This is a genomic window from Niallia taxi (genome assembly GCF_032818155.1).
Classification (GTDB): Bacteria; Bacillota; Bacilli; order Bacillales; family Cytobacillaceae; genus Niallia; species Niallia taxi_A.
Map to the genome: position 1 here is coordinate 2505814 of NZ_CP102589.1, position 17422 is coordinate 2523235.

Here is a 17422-nt window from a genome sequence, read left to right on the forward strand (position 1 = left end):
TAGTAAGATTTCTTACATACAAGCCATGAACATACTAAACTAGTTCCTCATAGACCGTCCTACCTTGTAGAATAGTCCTCGTCACTTTTCCCCTAAATGTTTTTTCAATATAAGGGCTTTGTTTATTTCGATAAAAAAGATCATCTTTTTTTAATGTATATTCCCTTTTTAAATCGACTAAGCAAAAGTCTGCGTCACTTCCAACTTCAGTTTTTCCTTTCTGTGGGTATAATCCGAAGCGTTTAGCAGGATTACTACTTGTGAGGCTAGCGATAATCGACAGATCTACCTCCCTTTTCCAATAGCCCTCCTCTAGTAAAACAGATAAAGTCGACTGACAGCCTGAAATTCCTCCCCAAGCGTCAGATAATCTGCCTTTTTTCATCGATTCTAATGAAGGCGAATGATCGGAGCCGATTATGTCAATTGCTTTTGCTTTAATAGCCTGCCATAGCCTCTCCACTTCTTGGCCTGTTCTTAGTGGCGGTGCACATTTGGCAACTGCCCCGAGTTTATCCAAATCATCGACGGTCAGTGATAAGTAGTGAGGACAAGTTTCCACAGACACGTCAACTCCCCGTTTTTTGGCAGCAATTATTGGTTTTAGCACCTCACTGCTGCTTATATGTACAATATGAACCTTGCATTTCGTTGCTTCTGCAAAGGAGAGAATGCGGTTTACTGCTTCTAATTCAGAATAAATTGGCCGAGATGCTGAAAAGGAATGACCATCCTCTTTTTCAACCAGCTTCCCTAATTCCTCCGTAATAATGTCACTTTCTGCATGAACAGCAAGAATACTGTCAAGCGCTGCGATTTTCTTCATTCCTGCATACAATGTTTTATCATCTGCAGCTTGAAAATCGTCTATCCCACTGTTGGACATAAATGCCTTAAACCCAATGACACCAGCAACATGCAACTCTTCCAACCGCTCGATATTTTGCGGGACAAGTCCACCCCAAAGCCTATAATCGATAAGAGATTTCCGTTTACCTAAAGCATCCTTTTGCTCATAGCCGTCCAAGTCGATAGTTGGTGGATGACTGTTTAAAGGCATGTCAAAAAAAGTAGTTGCTCCGCCCGCTGCCAAGCTTTTACTACCTGTCTCAAAGCCCTCCCATTCGGTTCTGCCTGGTTCATTGAAGTGAACATGTGTGTCTATAAGACCAGGAAAAACATGCAGGTCAGCAGCATCAATAACTACTGTTGCATTGTTACAATCTATTTCTTTCGCTATTTCTACTATTTTTCCAGACTTAATGCCAATGTCGACCATTTCCACTACATTTTCAAGCACAACATTCCCATTCTTTATTACCACATCAAACATTTTCATAAGCTTCATCCTCTCTATAAAAAATGCTGTACTTTTATTGTTGTGGATTTATCAGCTTCCTCGGTATGTTTGATAACCCCATGCTGACAAAAGTAGTGGTATATGATAATGTGTCTCTCCCTCCTTCACAATAAACCGAATTGGCACAGTTTCAAATAAAACATTAGTTGTTTTCGTGCTCTGCCAATAATCTTTTAGATAAAACACTATTTCAAATTCTCCAGGAATCAATTCGTCCAAAAGTGGTTGTTCTATCCTTCCATCTGCATTTGTAATGGCACTCGATAGAAGCAATCGCTCCAAATCTTTGTACTGCCACAATTCTACATGTATATTGCTTCCCGGTAATCCCTGAATTAAGTCTAATACATGTGTTGTTATTCCTGTCTTCATCTCCTGCCTCCTCACCGTTTTATGCTTCAAGTGCATCCTTCACGATACCCTCAAGCCTTATGAAAGAAATCTTGAAAATTTGTGATAATGCTGTAGCAAACTCTTCTTCTATTGAATGCTTCATCCTTCTTTCCATTTCATGATAAATAGTGTCTTTCGTATGCCCTTTTACAGCAAGAATAAAAGGAAAATCAAATTTTTTCCGATACTCATTATTTAGCAGCAGAAAGCTTTCGAATTCCGCTTCTGACAACTGATCTAAACCTGCTCCCTGCTGCTCCTTCACAGAGGAATCAGTCATTTGGATTCTGCCGCCTAAATCAGGATGTGCTCTAATTAAATTCAGTTGCTCATCCTTTGGTGCTTCCTTCACTACCTGCACCATAATCTCATGTAATTGATTAAGTGAATGTATGGCAGGCAATAAATCCCATGCTTTACTCGCAACCCAAGGGGTATGCTCGAAAACCCAGCCAATTCTTTCTATGAACTGTTCCTTATCCATTTTATTTATTTCTTCTAATGTATACATAAGCTTCCGCCTTTCCTTCTGTCAGCTGTTATTTTTGCGTATTATGCAGAATGTCAACCGCCCGTAATATACCTTCATAGCCTGTGCATCTGCATAAATTACCCGAAAGTCCCTGTAGCACTTCCTCTCTTGTTGGCTGCTGTTCTTCATCTAACAGGCTTTTTAATGCCATAATCATCCCAGGTGTGCAATACCCACATTGTAGTGCACCTCCTTGTAAAAAGGCCTCTTGGATTGGATGCAAGGCTTCTGCGCTGACACTTTCAATTGTTTGTATTTCTGTATCCTCTAACTGATAGGCCATGACTAGGCAGGAATTAACAAGCTTTCCATCCAATATGACAGAGCACGCACCACATCTGCCTACTTCACAGGAAACTTTCGTTCCAGTCAAGCTTAACTCCTGTCTCAGAATGTCCACGAGCCGGTATGTTGCAGGAACAGCAATAACGACCAACTGTCCATTCACATGAAATTTGATCCTTTTCTCTGCTTTAAGCTGCTCCTTCATATAGAGTTTCCTCCCATCCATTCGTTTGTGACATCCTTATTTATTCTACTCATGGCGTATCCCATCATTTCCTCTGAGTTAATAGGGAGCTTATTAACCCAATGACCAGTAGCATCATGAATCGCCGCTACAATCGCAGGAGCGACAGCAACCGTGCCTATTTCGCCAACACCTCTTGGTCCAAAGTCATCTCCAGGTTCTAAATGCTCAATTGCTGTGACATTTGTTTGCTTTGGAATATCAAGAATCGTGGGAATTAAATAGGAATCAAAATTTTCTGTCATATACCTGCCGTTTTCCATTACAGCATCCTCCATGATTGTAAAACCGAGCGCCATGCTGCCTCCACCTTCAATTTGGCCTAAATAACCCATTGGATTAACAACTGGACCAGCAGCAATAGTATGGTCAAGCCTGCTCACATAGACTCTGCCAGTCAACGCGTCGACCTCCACTTCTGCAGCTGCTCCTGCAAAGGTATAAAGATAATGCCCGCCATCAATGCTTTTTGACGTTGTCGGAAAATGATAGCTAACAGTAACCTGCGGGCGTTTTTCTATTGTGTCTGCAATCTGTTTATATGTCATTACAAGTGTTTCATTCTCCTTTTCGCTACATTTCCATACACCGCCAACACCTGTCTTCAACCATTCTTTCGCAACACTTGATTTTTCAGAAACAAAGGAAAGTAATTGTTCCGACCATTCACCTTTCAGCTTTTTTATGCCGGTCCAGACCATATTTGTAGCTCTTGAAGCAGTAGAGGAGCCGGAATGAGGAACTTTTGCTGTATCACCAATCGTTATGTCAATATCATCCGGAGAGCAGCCGAAGGCTTCTGTCATAATCATTTCAATTGTGGACAGCAGCCCTTGACCACATTCTTCAAACCCAAAAGAAATGTTGAGCTTTCCTTCTTCATTTAATGATAACCTCGCACCAGAGGGATCTGACCTCCCATAACCTAGACCACCGCCATGCATCGTGATACTGTAGCCTCTTCCCTTTAGAACAAAGGGCCGATTTTCATCCACTAAGCTTGAGGGTTCCTGTAAAATAGGTGATTTCAGAATTTCTTCCAAAACATGCCGGGCACCTGCAGTAGGGACAATAGGCTGATCTACTGGGCCAGGATCTACTGTTTTTCGCAAGTTCCTTTTGCGAAGCTCTGTACTGCTCATATTTACGGCTTCTGCGATTCTTTCCATTTGGCTTTCAAGAGCAAAAGTGACTTGATTGCCGCCAAAACCCCGAAATTCTCCAGCAACACCGTTATTCGTGTAGACAGAATAGCCTTCTACCTGTATATTTTCCATCATGTAAGGCCCTGCACTGTGCTCAACAGAGAAATCTAGAACAGCTGGTCCTAATGTGGCATAAGCACCTGTATCCGCCAAAATCCGCACCTTATGTGCAAGGATTTTCCCTTCCTTATCCACACCTGTTTTCATGGTTATTTTCATTGGATGTCGTTTTAATCCTGCCTTAACAGATGTTCTTCTTGACTGGTGAATTTTCACAGGCTGCCCTGTCACCATTGCAAGCAGACAAATATATGGCTGGATGTTTAATTCGTCCTTGCCGCCAAATGAACCTCCTATTGGACTTGATACAACCCTTATCTTGCTTTCAGGAATATTTAATATTCTCGCAAGCTGACTCTGGTCTTTAAATCCATGCTGTGTTGGTGCATAAACGCAAATCTCATTCTTCTCAGGGACAGCGACTCCTCCTTCAGTCTCCATATAGGCATGCATTTGTCTTGGAGTATAGTAAACTTCTTCTAAAATATAAGAACAAGCTGCAAAAGCAGCCTCCATATTTCCTCCTTTTTCAAAAACCGCCTTATGAAGTAGATTTCCATTATCATGCAGCTTAACTGTTTTCTCCTTCAAGCTGTCTTCAGGGTCTGTAATCGGCTGAAGCGGGGAGTAGTCAACTTTAATGAGAGCTGCCGCTTTTTCTGCTATTTCAAACGTATCTGCTGCAACAGCCGCAATGGCATCGCCAACGTATCTGACCACATCATCACAAAATACCGGCTGATCCTGTATCACAATTCCAAAGCCATTTAAGCCAGGAACATCTTCAGCTGTTAAAACTGCTTTTACACCAGGAAGTTTTTTGGCCTCTGTCGTATCGATACTGGTTATCCTTGCATAAGCATGTTCACTGCGCAGCACTGTTCCAAAAAGCATGTTAGGAAAAGACATATCTGTGAGATACTTTAATTCTCCTGTCACCTTTTGGATGCCATCCCTTCTCGCCTTCCATCTCTCACCTGAGCTTTCTCTCGTTAAATGCATCTTTTATCTTCTCCTCCCTTTTCGTTTTTTAGGATTTGAAGAATATTTGCGGTGATAATGTTGGCAGCTGCTTTCCTTCTGTAGCTATCTGAAATAAAGGGATCAGAATATGATTGGAAGCTCGTTTCAAGCAGTGCTCGAAACTCTTGCCAATTCGTTTTTTTCCAATCTTTATTAAGTAAGTATGCCTCACCTTCTACAAGCCTTTGCGGGAGATGAGCTCCTCCTCCAATCGCAAGCTTGATATCTGTGATGAATTCATTTCTTAGCTTCATATAGCCAGCAGTAGAAACGATGGCAGCCGTAAAGCTTTCCCTTCTGCCTATCTTTTGAAAAAACGAACGGCTCTCCCTACTCTTTTCACACGGAATGAGAATACTCAGTAAAAGAGGTGGTCCTGCCAATTGGCTTTCCTGCAGCCATTCTGTCACAGTAATAATGTAAGTGGAAGTACCGTTAAAAAACTCAAGCTTAGCATCCAACACAAGCAGTGCAGGGATGGTATCTCCGACTCTGCTGCAGACATTTCCTCCTATTGTCCCTCTATTGCGCACAGCAGGAGCAGCAATTTTTTCGCATGCTTCTGTTATAATTTTCGCTTTTTTCTGAATATTTACATTAGAAATACACGCAGACAGAAGGGTAGATGAGCCAATTCGCAAATAGTTCTCACCTTTTAATGTTTCTACTGCAATTCCTTTTAATCTATCAAGCTTATGGGAGCTAATTAAATGATTGGGTTTATGCTGTCCTGATTCCCAATTTAATTGCAAAAGAGTTCCACCAGCAACAAATACACTTTCTTCTCTTTGTAACGAAAATACATCTTCTAAAGTAACAGGTATATCAACAATTGGCTGCTCTAAATTTTGTGAGCTGCTCATCTTTTGTCCCTCCCTTCCTTTTTTACACAAAATCGCTTATATTCCTCGATTGTATCAATATCAATAAATAACGCTTCATCTGTTATAGGAAGTTCTGTTCCTTTTACGTCTTTTTTCTGTAAAATTTTTTTTGCACCCATGTCACCAGTCAATAAAAGGACCTGCTGAAATAATGACGATGAAAGAACTACAGGCGGTTTTATTTCGCCATTATGGATACAAGCGACGTATTTTTGCTCTCCCTTTATTTGCGCAGAACTAATGTGCCGCAGCAAATCTGTTGTTATGAAAGGCTGATCAGCCAAACAAATCATTACACTGGAAGCTCTATGCTCCATTGCTTGCCTGATTCCTGCTCTTAGAGAGTATGACTGACCTTTATCTGAATCCTCTGCTATAACAATTTCACCACGGCCTTTTAAAAGCCTTTCCTTTATATCTGCGGAAATCCATTCCAATGTATCTTGCTTATTCACAACAATAAACACATAAGCAGATGGTATAGTAATTATTGTTCGCAGTGCTTTCATACCTAAGGCTTCTCCGTTAACTGGCAAGGTAAGTTTTTTGCAGCCCATTCGTTTACTTTGACCTGCTGCCAAGTAAATCACATTCATCCTTCTAGCCCTGGAGTGCAAACTATACTGTTTTTAACAGTGATTAACTGTGCTGCGATACTAATGGCAATTTGTTCTGGTCCTTCTGCATTTATTGGGAGTCCAACCGGTGAATGCAGCCAGACTGGTTTTGTTTTTTGTTCTAACAAACGGTCCGCTCTCTTTTTAGATCCTAAAATACCGGCAAAGGCATATTCCCTCTTGAGCAAATAGTTTACTAGCTCTTTATCCTTTTGAAAGTGATGTGTCATTATCACAATATAATCTGTACATCCTGCCTCGATATCTTCCAATAGCTCTACAGGATTGCCAATAACAAGCATATCGGCATCAGGAAAATGCTCTTTAATACATAAAGCCGGGCGCCAATCAGCGACTATAACATGAAAACCTGCTTTTTTAGCAATATCTGCAACTGGTCTTGCATCAGGACCAGCACCATAAATAATCAGGCGCGGCTGTGCCCGAAAGGATTGCCGAAAATAATAACCACCATCATGTTTTTGCGTAAGCTTTTTTTCTGGAATGGCGGCAAGGTTAACAGTCTCCCAATTACCAATACGTTCTCCTGTATCATTCTTAAATAGGGAGGCTTGAGAACTTAAGTCCTCATCAAGCACCTTTATATGTTCAACTGCTAGGCCTTTATCCAACCATTTCTTTACGATTTTAATATTATTCATAGCTTTATCATCGAGTTCTTCCATCAGTACAGTAATGCTTCCGTCACACCCAACTCCTTGCCCCCATGATAAATCATCCTCTGAGCGCATATCATAATGGACGGAAGCAGAAGATATTCCTGTTTCCCAGATCTCCATTCTTGCTACTATATCCTGTTCTACACAACCGCCGCTTAATAAACCCCTTTCCTGATTATTTTCAGAAAGGTACATCATTGTTCCTTCCTTTCGATAGGCAGAACCTGTTACATCTATAATTGTGGCTAAATAGCCACCTTGCTCACTTGCTGCAATAGTTTCTAAGACTGAATACTCATCTGATGACATCTTACGAGACCTCCTTAATATTGCAGCATATTTGACGATTGGTTAATTTTCCGAGAGTTTCGTAATAATCAAAAACCCTTCATGTTAATAAATATAACATCTTTTGTTATTAAAGAATATTATCTTCCTAAATAAAAAAAGTCATTGTCATATTTGAATAATAAAATTATTCAAAATTAGTTAAGTTATACAAATTTTCAAGTTGGTTTATCCTTATTCCACCAATGCCTCGTTGATTTCACCCTGTAAATTCCGTAAATATAAACACATCGACTCAAATAAATCGAGCATATCGATTATTGCAGCAAGCGATACATTTCCTAACATGGAAATTTGAATCCAATTTCTTTCTTGTAAATAACTACTTTGATAATGAAGATAATAGCCCTGTCTTCTCATCCATTCTCCAATTTCAACACTTGATATCTGCTTATCAAGAATAATGGAGATGATCGGAGAGGAATGTTGCTGTTCTTTTGGTAATAATTCGAACTGTGAGTCTGTTAATCTTTTATAAGTGTATGCATACATGCTAGCAACATCGCTGTATTTTTTCGTAAAATCCTTAGTAAGCGCTTGCTCAAGGGCACTTAGCAAGGAGGATGAATGGGTGTAAGGGACACTATTATGGAGGTAGTATAACCCTAAATCTAAATATGGCGGAATTTGTTCATTTGGTTGTATCTCCTGATTATGAAACACGAGCGCTAATCCTGAAATCGATTCAATGCCTTTGCCGCTCACCCCTGTTGCCAAGTATACATTCTTAAGGTCGACAGGCAGTGCTCCTATTGTACTTATACAATCCACAGCCTGTTTTATCGGTTTTCCACCAATCACCCTCGTTATCCTATCAATGTCGTTGACAGTGCCTGTTGAGGTCTCACAGTGTACATACCATATCCAATCAATTTCTGCATCTAGTTCTGCAGCAAGCTCAGTTTCTGTAAAAGGCTCACCCCAAGTCTTTCTTACTATTCGACATTGTAATTGATACCTTTTTGCTCGATTAACTAAGCGTTCACCGAATTCTCCGTTGCTTAAAACAAGTCCCTTTCCTTTTAATAAAGCCAGCTGTGCGGCGACAGCATCATTAGCAAGTGTTCCTGTACCAATCATAATTTGTACAAATTTCGCTTGCGTCATTTGTGTCAGAGATACTTGTACTCTCCTTATCAGCTCCATAAAGGCAGCATCACGATGAGAGAAGGCTTGGCGTCCAAGAGTCTGGAGAATTTCTTTTGAAACACGTACAGGTCCAGGCAAAAACGAGACAGGTGATGGGAGAAGCTTCTCTGTCAAGAGTATATGATCCTTTGTTATATACATCGGCTGATAAATTGCCCCCGCACTTCCTACCTGATGCGCAAAAGGAATAAAACCGATATGTCGATACATCTTTTCTTCTCGTAAAATTCCGCTTATGACTGCTCCCTCATACCCCTTCTCCTTAAAAACATGATGCAGCATTCGCAGTAAGCCGATAAACACCTTTGTTTTCCTGTATTTTTCTTTGACAGACAGCAGCCGTATTTCACAAAGTTTATTGATGTTCATTTGGTTAGGCAGGTAATCACCAATATCTCCAAGCTTTTTATCTAAGGAGAAAGGACGATTATCGGCAAGAGAAATCATACCGATTACCTCTTTTTCCTTCAAAGCAATAATATATGTATTATGTTCATGGTATGCATCTATTAACAGCCCTTGCTCATTTTTATCATGCTGTGGAATTTCCTCTGCAAATGTATCATGGTTTAATCTAAATATCTGTTCGAATTCCTGTGGATGTGAAGCAATTTTAAAAAGATAGGACGATACTTTCGCCATATAAAAAACCCCTCTCCAAGCAATTAGTCAATATGAACGTTATGTTAGTTTCTTATTAACAGAAATTGTCTCCAATTAAGTTTATGTGCACATATCACTATAGTCACTACAAGCAGGGCAATTATGCCCGGCAAAACCTCCTTCTCGATAAAGAATAACGCGACTGCACAAACGAGCAGACTTAATAGACCAGGTACTGTAAAGCCTTTATATAACAAATAAAATAGGAAAAAGCTGATAATGATAATAGGAACAAACCAAAAATTAACAGCTAGCAAACCTCCAATTAACGTGGATATCCCTTTCCCTCCTTTCTTTTGGAATAGGACTGGTTTTATGTGACCAATACAAACAAACAGCAAGCCAAAAAGCTGGACAGCTGTTGAAAAGCCAAGCAGGCGGCCGATGATGATGACTGCCGCTCCTTTCATGGCATCTCCTAGAAATGTAAGTATAAAAGCCTTTTTCCCATAAAGCCTTCCAGCATTCCTCGCCCCAGGATTTTTACTTCCTTCTGCCCGGATGTCACCTCCAGATTGCATTTTGCCTACTATAAAACCAAATAAGAGATTACCAACAAAATAAGCGCAGATTAAATATAAAACTAGCAACATACCACCATCCATGTTTTTTATATAAAAATGTTATTTTTATCCAAGTAAATTATACAACATTAGAATAAATTTACACAAATTTTATTATTTTCTCTTTCAAAAAAGACCATTTTAAGTTATTTTATTTACAGTTTCCAAATACACCTTGAATAATTTCTTTAGTTTTTTTATTATGAATGTAGCAATCTATCCGATATAAGATAGATGACAATAGTTAAAAATCCATTTTGCCTTTGAATCAGGCGGCGAACACCTGGTTCATCGTATTTGCTTGTAAAACCGAGGTGAACATTATGAACAAAGAAATTATTAAATTTATTAGAAAAAACTACGAAATGACACAAAGAGACTTTGCCAAGGTTGTCAATTGTAGCTTTGCTTTGATTGCCCTTGTAGAAGTTGGCAAAAGAAATGTCAGCAAAGAGCTTGAGCACAAGGTAAAAACGGCATTTAACATAGATGATCAGGACATTCAGTCCATCACTACAATTATCTCTGAATTTACTAAAGGCATCCCTCCGTTCATGTAACAAAAAGCAAATGAAGAAGAGCAAATATTTTGCTCTTCTTATCCTCTTTGCTAAGTTAATGAATTTCCCGCTTATACTATCTTTATTCTGCTAACCCGCTTTATACATACAAAAAATATTGCTTACATAAGTTTTTTTATTAGAAATAAAATATGTAATTCCTCTTTGAATATACTAATCTTCCTTCGTTTGAACCGATTTCATTCCATTATTTCCTAAAAAGGAGATGTGATAAAAAAATTATCTTATACATGCTGAATCATAAGTGATTTCATATATACTTGGGCAAGAATCTTGAATGTATTAATAGCATGGATTTAATTTACTATTAATTTGTTTCATTTCGTTGCACCCGCTCGCTTTTTTTCTGGGAGGCATGGACCTCTTTGTCCTTGTCTTCGTCTGCAAAGTCTAAATTATCTCTACTTCCCTTTGTATTAGAGCGTCCTCTATTTCCCTTAGTAGTCGAGTGTCCTCCGCTCCATTCCAGTGTGCTATTAAAAAAAACCGAGCTATTAATCGACAGTTGATTAAATAGTTCGGTTATTATGCATGTTCACATACTTAATTCCAAGCCTCTTTAAATTGGACTTACATACATATGTCTCAGCTTCTATTTTAAGCTTTTTATAGTTTAAATTTATTTATAACCAGCATCAGCTCTTCTGCCATTTTGCTTAAACCTATGGCTGATGCTGATATTTCCTGCATGGATGCTATTTGTTCTTCTGTTGCAGCAGATACGTTTTGTGTTCCTTGATCTGTTTGCTCTGCCATTTGTTTAACAAGATTAATTGCCTGAACGATTTTTTCCATGCCGTTGTTCAGTTCTTTAACAGATTGTGAGACTGAAGTGATTTGTTCACTGACCTCATCAACAGCAGTTTCTATTTCACCGAAGATTTCTCCCGTTTGCTTTACTACTACGATGCCTCCGTCCACTTCGGCCGTTGCATAATTCATTGATTCCACAGCTTTAGCTGTCTCTTTTTGAATTCTGCCGATAAGCCCACTGATTTTACTTGCTGAGTCAGAGGATTGTTCTGCCAAATGGCGAACCTCTTCGGCCACAACAGCAAAGCCTTTGCCCTGCTCACCTGCTCTCGCCGCTTCAATGGCTGCATTTAATGCAAGCAAGTTTGTTTGATCGGCAATCGCTGTTATTACTTGAGAAATTTCACCTATTTCACTTGAATAGCTTCCAAGCTCTGTAATCACAGTCGCTGACTCTTTCACACGCTTACTTATCATATCCATTTGTGTCTCAACTGTGCCAATTGCCTTATTTCCATCAGCTGCTTTAGCGGAAGCCTCAACAGATCTTTTTGTTACACTGTCTGAGCTCACAGCTATATGCTGGACATAGTTTAACATGCTTGCAACAGATTTGTCGGTTTCTTCTAATTCTGAAACTTGTTTGTCCATCGCATGGTTTACTTCATGGATTGTTGCAGAAATATGCTCTGATGCTGCGTTCATTTCCTCTGTACCTGCAGAGAGCTCCTCACTTGAGGCAGCAACCTGTTCTGCTGCAGCTCTCACTTTGTGAATAACTCCTCGCAAGTTCTCAGTCATCATACCAAATGATGATGCAAGCTCCCCGATTTCGTCCTTTGACTGAATCAGGATCTTCTCATTTTGCAAATCACCTTGAGCGATATTTTGTGCTTGCAGATTGATATCATCTAACGGCTTTAAGCTTCTTCTAATAATGTAAACTAATGCAGCAATTAGGACTGCTGATAGTATTAATGACAAGAAAATAGACGTTATATTTGTTTTTGTTAAACTGTCTTGAACATCATTTAATGTCTGACTCGCAATTGTTGCATTTTGGAAATAAGATGTGGTATCCACCTGTGCAAGCAGTACATATCTCACTTCTTCGTCCACAATGATTGGATAATAAATTTCAGCTTTTTTATCTTCCATGTTTAATGTCGGTTCTTTTGAATCAACCACTTTTTTGATTGTTTCATCCTTTGTTGTTGAACCCTTTTTAAGAACAGATTCCTGCCCTGTTTTCAACGACTCTGTTAATACGACATTGCTGTTGCTAATTAAGTATATGGATTGAACACCATTACCCTCCTGAATGAATTTTGAAAGAGAGTCTTCAAATACTTCTGCATTACGTCCGACTTCCAATATTCCTTTACCGTTAAGTCTCGGAATAGAGGTGAATTTAAAAATCTCCCCATTTTCTTTCTTAATTGTTAAAGGCCCCTCCAACATTTTCATATCACCTGTTATAAGTCCTTTTACATTTGGATCGAAGGTAAGTAAGTTAAAACCAACGGAAGTCTTATCCGTGGAATGGGTGAACACCCCTTTATCATTGGTCAATAAAAAATCGGTCATTTCCGTTTGTTTGGCAATTCGTTTCAAATCCTCGTTTGAAACATTACGTTGGGCATCAATCTGTTGGAGTGTGTATGCAGCATTAGCCATACTTTCATCTAATTGCTGCTCCAAAACTACAACATGCTGAGAAATTTCCGTCGACAGCCCAGTCAGTTTTGATTCTACATCTTTTTTTGAATTTGATTCCAATTGCTGTATAACTAAGTCCGTATTTTGTTTTAGCTTATTTGTTTCAACAAACTGCAAAAGGCTGGATGCTGCTATAAGCACAATGATGATTACGCTTGTTATGCCAATCATCTTATTTTTTAAAGACATATGTTACCTCCCAATATAAATAGTACATCTTTATATCGGACATCTTGTTCTCTAGTTTAGTCCAAGCCTTTTATTCAGACTATTTCTCTTGCAACCTTTTTAAACATTTGTTCATAAGCTGTAATGATACGAAAAAAGAGGAGGAAATAATTTGCCTGATGTTAAACAAAGTTCACCCGTTTATTTGCCAGAGACAAATATAACGGCAGCTACTTCGCAAACTGTTTTCCAGTACAACTATTTAGAGGCATATATGGCAGAACAACAATCAAAAAATGAAATGCTGCAGATGAAATTAGAGGATATTTATTTGCAAGCTAATAATAATACGCAAGAACAAGCAGCAAAGCTGCAGCATCTCGAGGAATTACTTTACATTCAGGGAAACGTATCTAATCAGGTTCTAGAAGAAACAAAAAATAATCAGGATCATATAAAGGCTGTTCTTCAATCTGCTCATGCTGCAGAAAAATTAGCAAAGGAAAATGCCCAAAAGCTTTCAGATGAGCAGTATGTTCATACTGCCATTCTCGATCAGTTCGTATTTCAGGATAAGGCAATCAGTAATCTTACAGAAACGCTCGAGGATTTTAAACAAAGCACAGCTGCCTTACAGGAAAAAATAAATCAAACGGAAGAAACACAGCAGCATATCGAAGAAAAATTAGAGCTTCAAGAAATATTCCAAAAGACTGTTTTAGAAAAAGTCGAGGATACAGATGGGAAAATCAGCAAATTGTCGAGACAAATGGATTATTTAAAAGAAGTTATTTTTGAAAGAATAGAATTTTTAGCTGCAAAGTTCGAGGACAATTTAAAATCGATAGTTATTCCCGTACAAAAATTTTTCATTAAAACAAATGAGAAGGAAAAGAAATAAGCACAAAAAAAGGATAGCGGCATGCTATCCTTTTTTTTAACCTTATTAGTCGATGATTTTGACTTCAACTTGTTTTCTTCCCCAGTTTAAAGCATCTTTTTCAGAAGACATAAATAAATCAATTTTGTTTCCTTTAATTGCTCCACCAGTATCGCCTGCTACTGCCTTTCCGTAGCCTTCAACATATACGGTTGAACCAAGTGGAATGACCTTTGGATCTACTGCAATGACCTTTTTATTAGGATTTTCCTTCAGATCTATACCTGTTGCTGTTATACCAGAACAACCTTTACAGTCCGCTGTATAGGCTGTAGCTGAAACAGTTACTGTTTCTGCATTGCCAGAATCGTCTTTTTCAACTGGTGCAGAAGCTGTTTTCACTGCCTTTTTTTCCTGTTTTTCTTCTTGTTTTTCTTCTTGTCTTTCTTCTTTCACTGCGCTGTCAGCATCTTTTTTCTCCATGCCATTATCGACAACCAGTTCTTCACCGACATAGATTTTTTCAGAAGGGAGTTTATTCCACTTCATTAAATCATCAACTGTATTGTCGTTATCCTTCGCTAAACTCCAAAGAGTGTCGCCTTTTTTAACTTTATGAGTTTTCTCCACTTGGAGATCTAATGTATCGTTTACTTTAATTATGTCAGAATCAAGGTCATTCCAAGTTTTTATGTCTTCTGTGGAAACATCATAGTCTTTGGATATGCTCCAAAGTGTGTCTCCCTTTTTAACTGTGACTTCTGCCGCCTTCGCTTCAGTCGCAATGGAAGTGGCAATTGTTGCGCATGCAATAAATGATAATAATTTTTTCATTTACTTTTTACCTCCTAACTAGCTTAAACAAGCTAACGGGTATTATCTTAACATGAAATGCGCAAATAAAAAGAACAAGGAGATACCAATTCCATTACTAATATGACAAAGCCTTAACAGTTACAAGTCTAATTGTCAGAATAGTATAAAATTATATATCCTTGTTCTTACCCTTTTGGAAGTATATTGAAATTAATAGGTTTATTCACCTAGAGTGTCATTGGCTTTTGGAAATGATATATGGAAGGATGTACCTTTGTTTTTTTCACTTTCTATATATACTTTCCCTTTAAAGCTCTCAATAATCTTAAAACTAACAAGTAAACCTAAACCTGTTCCATCATTTTTTGTTGTAAAGAATGGCTCACCTATTTTTTGGAGCTGTTCTTCTGTCATCCCGACTCCAGTATCCTTGATTTCAACTTTTATCTCCTCAGACGATTTAACAGTTATTAGTAAGTTTCCGCCATTTGGCATGGCCTCCACAGCGTTTTTAATGAAATTAAGAAAAACCTGCTTAAGCTTATTTTCATCACACTCTACTAATGATTCACTATCATCAAAGGTTAACTGTGTCTTTATCTTGCTTTTTCTTAATTGATAATCCAAAACAGAAAGAACATTAGTGATAATCGGAATAATTTCCTTTTTCTGCAGACTGGCAGCTGTTGGTTTAGAAAGCACCATAAATTCCTCAACGATTGAATTGACACGCTCAATCTCCTCTAAAACGATTGAAAACAATTCCTGCCTGCTTTTATCTATTTCATCCATACTCAAAAATTCCGTGTACCCTTTAATGGACGTCAATGGGTTCCGAATTTCATGAGCTATGCCTGCGGCAAGCTGACCAACAGCAGCAAGCTTATCTTGACGATGAAGAATTTCCTCTGTCCGTTTCTTTTCCGTAATATCATTTCTGATAGCTAAGTATTTAAAGGGTTTGTTCTGCTTATCCATGAAAGGAATAATAGTGGTATCTACCCAATAGTAGGAGCCATTTTTCGCTTTATTACGAATTTCTCCCTTCCACACATTTCCGTTAGATATGGTATTCCACAACTCTTCGAAAAAAGCGGCTGAATGATAACCAGAATTGACAATTCGGTGTGTTTGCCCGATTAATTCTTCCGAAGTGTATCCTGATATACGGCAAAACTTATCATTCACATTCGAGATGATTCCACGTTTATCTGTAAAAGCAATAATGCTCGATTGGTCAAGAGCAAACTTTATATCGCTTACCTCCTGGACCATTTCCTTTATTCTTAATTGATCCTGCTTCTGTTCTGAAACATCTCTTCTTATGGATACATATTGATATGGTTCACCCTTTTTGTTCATAAATGGAACAATGACGGTATCAACCCAATAATGACTGCCATCTTTTGCTTTATTGCGGATTTCTCCTTTCCAAATGTTCCCGGAGCTGATGGTTTTCCACAGTTCCTTAAAGAACTCTGGTGAGTGGTAGCCAGAATTAATGATGCGATGGTTTTGCCCAAGTAATTCAGAACGGCTGTATTTAGATATCTCGACAAATTTATCATTTACATATGTAATCATGCCATTTTTGTCTGTAAAGGCTACGATGGACGATTCATCTAAAGCATGCTGCATGTCCCGAACATTTATATCATTTACTGCCAGCTTCTCCCGTATCAATGTACTTGTTCCTATTAGTCCACCAAGAATCAAGATAGTAATAAATAATACGACATATACAATAAAGCTGTCATCGTAATGAGATGGATCATATTTGATTGGTGTCATGCCGAACATGAGAATCAGATGACTGACAAAACAAACACTTGTGATTATGAAGCTGCAAAATGGTCTTATAATACTTTGTTTTATCCTAGAATTCTTTTTAGGATAAAAAGATAATTTAACAGAAAAGCAAAAGCCACTGAATAATAATAGAAAGCTAATAATAATGGCGGGGATATTTTCTGCTTGAACGGTATTTCCGATTGAATATAATCCTAATACAAATACTGACAGCATCGAAAAGCTGAAAAACAAACTGCTAACATAAATCCGATGCTTATTGTTCTCTTTGTCCAGCATAGAATAAAAGGCCATTCCTGCAAAACATATTCCAATTAGCATAGATAATGTTGCGATTGGGATATCATAGGTTGCTGTTGCATATATATTATTGGCCATCAAAATAACAAAGCTCATAACCCAAAAACCAAAACCTAGCGAAAAAGTGCTCGCTAAAAATAAAAACCGGCTATTCTTTTCAGACGCCTTAACGAGTTGAAACAAATCGAATGAAGTGTAACTAGCCATATAAATTAAAATAATGCTAATAAATACTAGAATGGAGTTATACAAAATTGTTCCTCCCATACCATTTTAAAAATTAAAAATGAAAAGTTTATGACAATTTAACAACACTTATGATTGTAATGGAAATGTAATATAGATGAAAGTGTTTTTCTCCATCTTTCAATGGAAATGGTCCTTTCTGAT

The 17422-nt window shown here is 38.2% G+C and carries 15 protein-coding genes; 2 read left to right on the top strand and 13 right to left on the bottom strand.

The genetic code is table 11. From position 1 onward, the window contains the following. Nucleotides 1-34: 34 nt before the first annotated feature. The 10 genes from NQZ71_RS12420 to NQZ71_RS12465 all read right to left on the bottom strand — a co-directional run bounded on the left by NQZ71_RS12420 (nt 35) and on the right by NQZ71_RS12465 (nt 10048). A complete protein-coding gene (locus NQZ71_RS12420; protein ID WP_317010731.1) occupies nt 35-1339 on the bottom strand; it encodes an allantoinase in 1305 nt (434 codons plus the stop codon). 51 nt (nt 1340-1390) lie between these two features. After that, complete coding sequence (uraH, locus tag NQZ71_RS12425; protein WP_260054135.1) at nt 1391-1732, bottom strand: hydroxyisourate hydrolase; 342 nt, start codon at nt 1730-1732, stop codon at nt 1391-1393. Nucleotides 1733-1751: 19 nt separating this feature from the next. Then, entirely contained in the window at nt 1752-2264 is a 513-nt protein-coding gene (gene uraD, locus NQZ71_RS12430) for a 2-oxo-4-hydroxy-4-carboxy-5-ureidoimidazoline decarboxylase (protein ID WP_317010732.1), read from the bottom strand. A 28-nt stretch (nt 2265-2292) separates the two neighbouring features. Further along, nucleotides 2293-2775, bottom strand: coding sequence for a (2Fe-2S)-binding protein (locus NQZ71_RS12435; protein WP_260054133.1), 483 nt, complete (start codon nt 2773-2775; stop codon nt 2293-2295). Next, nucleotides 2772-5081 carry a xanthine dehydrogenase subunit D gene (pucD, locus tag NQZ71_RS12440; RefSeq protein ID WP_317010733.1) on the bottom strand — a complete coding sequence of 770 codons (2310 nt, stop codon included), beginning with the start codon at nt 5079-5081 and terminating at the stop codon, nt 2772-2774. Before pucD ends, NQZ71_RS12435 begins: the two co-directional genes overlap by 4 nt. Then, nucleotides 5072-5965, bottom strand: coding sequence for an FAD binding domain-containing protein (locus tag NQZ71_RS12445; protein WP_317010734.1), 894 nt, complete (start codon nt 5963-5965; stop codon nt 5072-5074). The genes pucD and NQZ71_RS12445 overlap by 10 nt, the downstream gene beginning before the upstream one ends. Next, the gene (locus NQZ71_RS12450) at nt 5962-6582 is read right to left on the bottom strand and encodes a nucleotidyltransferase family protein (RefSeq protein ID WP_275007561.1); all 621 of its coding nucleotides are present in this window, start codon (nt 6580-6582) and stop codon (nt 5962-5964) included. Before NQZ71_RS12450 ends, NQZ71_RS12445 begins: the two co-directional genes overlap by 4 nt. Next, a complete protein-coding gene (locus NQZ71_RS12455; protein WP_317010735.1) occupies nt 6579-7592 on the bottom strand; it encodes an XdhC family protein in 1014 nt (337 codons plus the stop codon). Before NQZ71_RS12455 ends, NQZ71_RS12450 begins: the two co-directional genes overlap by 4 nt. 213 nt (nt 7593-7805) lie before the next feature. Further along, nucleotides 7806-9422: an aminotransferase class V-fold PLP-dependent enzyme gene (locus NQZ71_RS12460; protein WP_317010736.1), complete on the bottom strand. Its 1617-nt coding sequence runs from the start codon at nt 9420-9422 to the stop codon at nt 7806-7808. Nucleotides 9423-9466: 44 nt separating this feature from the next. Beyond that, nucleotides 9467-10048, bottom strand: a complete 582-nt coding sequence (locus NQZ71_RS12465; protein WP_317010737.1) for a glycerol-3-phosphate acyltransferase — start codon at nt 10046-10048, stop codon at nt 9467-9469. A 281-nt stretch (nt 10049-10329) separates the two neighbouring features. On the opposite strand from NQZ71_RS12465, the gene NQZ71_RS12470 reads away from it, so the two are divergent. Further along, nucleotides 10330-10566 (top strand): helix-turn-helix transcriptional regulator, encoded by a 237-nt coding sequence (locus tag NQZ71_RS12470; RefSeq protein ID WP_144454882.1) that lies wholly within the window; start codon nt 10330-10332, stop codon nt 10564-10566. Nucleotides 10567-11193: 627 nt separating this feature from the next. Here the strand turns inward: NQZ71_RS12470 and NQZ71_RS12475 are convergent. Next, nucleotides 11194-13248, bottom strand: a complete 2055-nt coding sequence (locus tag NQZ71_RS12475; RefSeq protein ID WP_317010738.1) for a methyl-accepting chemotaxis protein — start codon at nt 13246-13248, stop codon at nt 11194-11196. 151 nt (nt 13249-13399) lie between these two features. Here NQZ71_RS12475 and NQZ71_RS12480 point away from each other — a divergent pair, with 151 nt between their 5' ends. Then, complete coding sequence (locus NQZ71_RS12480) at nt 13400-14128, top strand: hypothetical protein (protein ID WP_260054125.1); 729 nt, start codon at nt 13400-13402, stop codon at nt 14126-14128. A gap of 45 nt (nt 14129-14173) precedes the next feature. Here the strand turns inward: NQZ71_RS12480 and NQZ71_RS12485 are convergent, their stop codons facing one another. Beyond that, nucleotides 14174-14941, bottom strand: a complete 768-nt coding sequence (locus NQZ71_RS12485) for a 3D domain-containing protein (protein WP_144454879.1) — start codon at nt 14939-14941, stop codon at nt 14174-14176. A gap of 201 nt (nt 14942-15142) precedes the next feature. After that, entirely contained in the window at nt 15143-17299 is a 2157-nt protein-coding gene (locus NQZ71_RS12490; protein ID WP_455710048.1) for a PAS domain-containing protein, read from the bottom strand. Nucleotides 17300-17422: the final 123 nt, after the last annotated feature.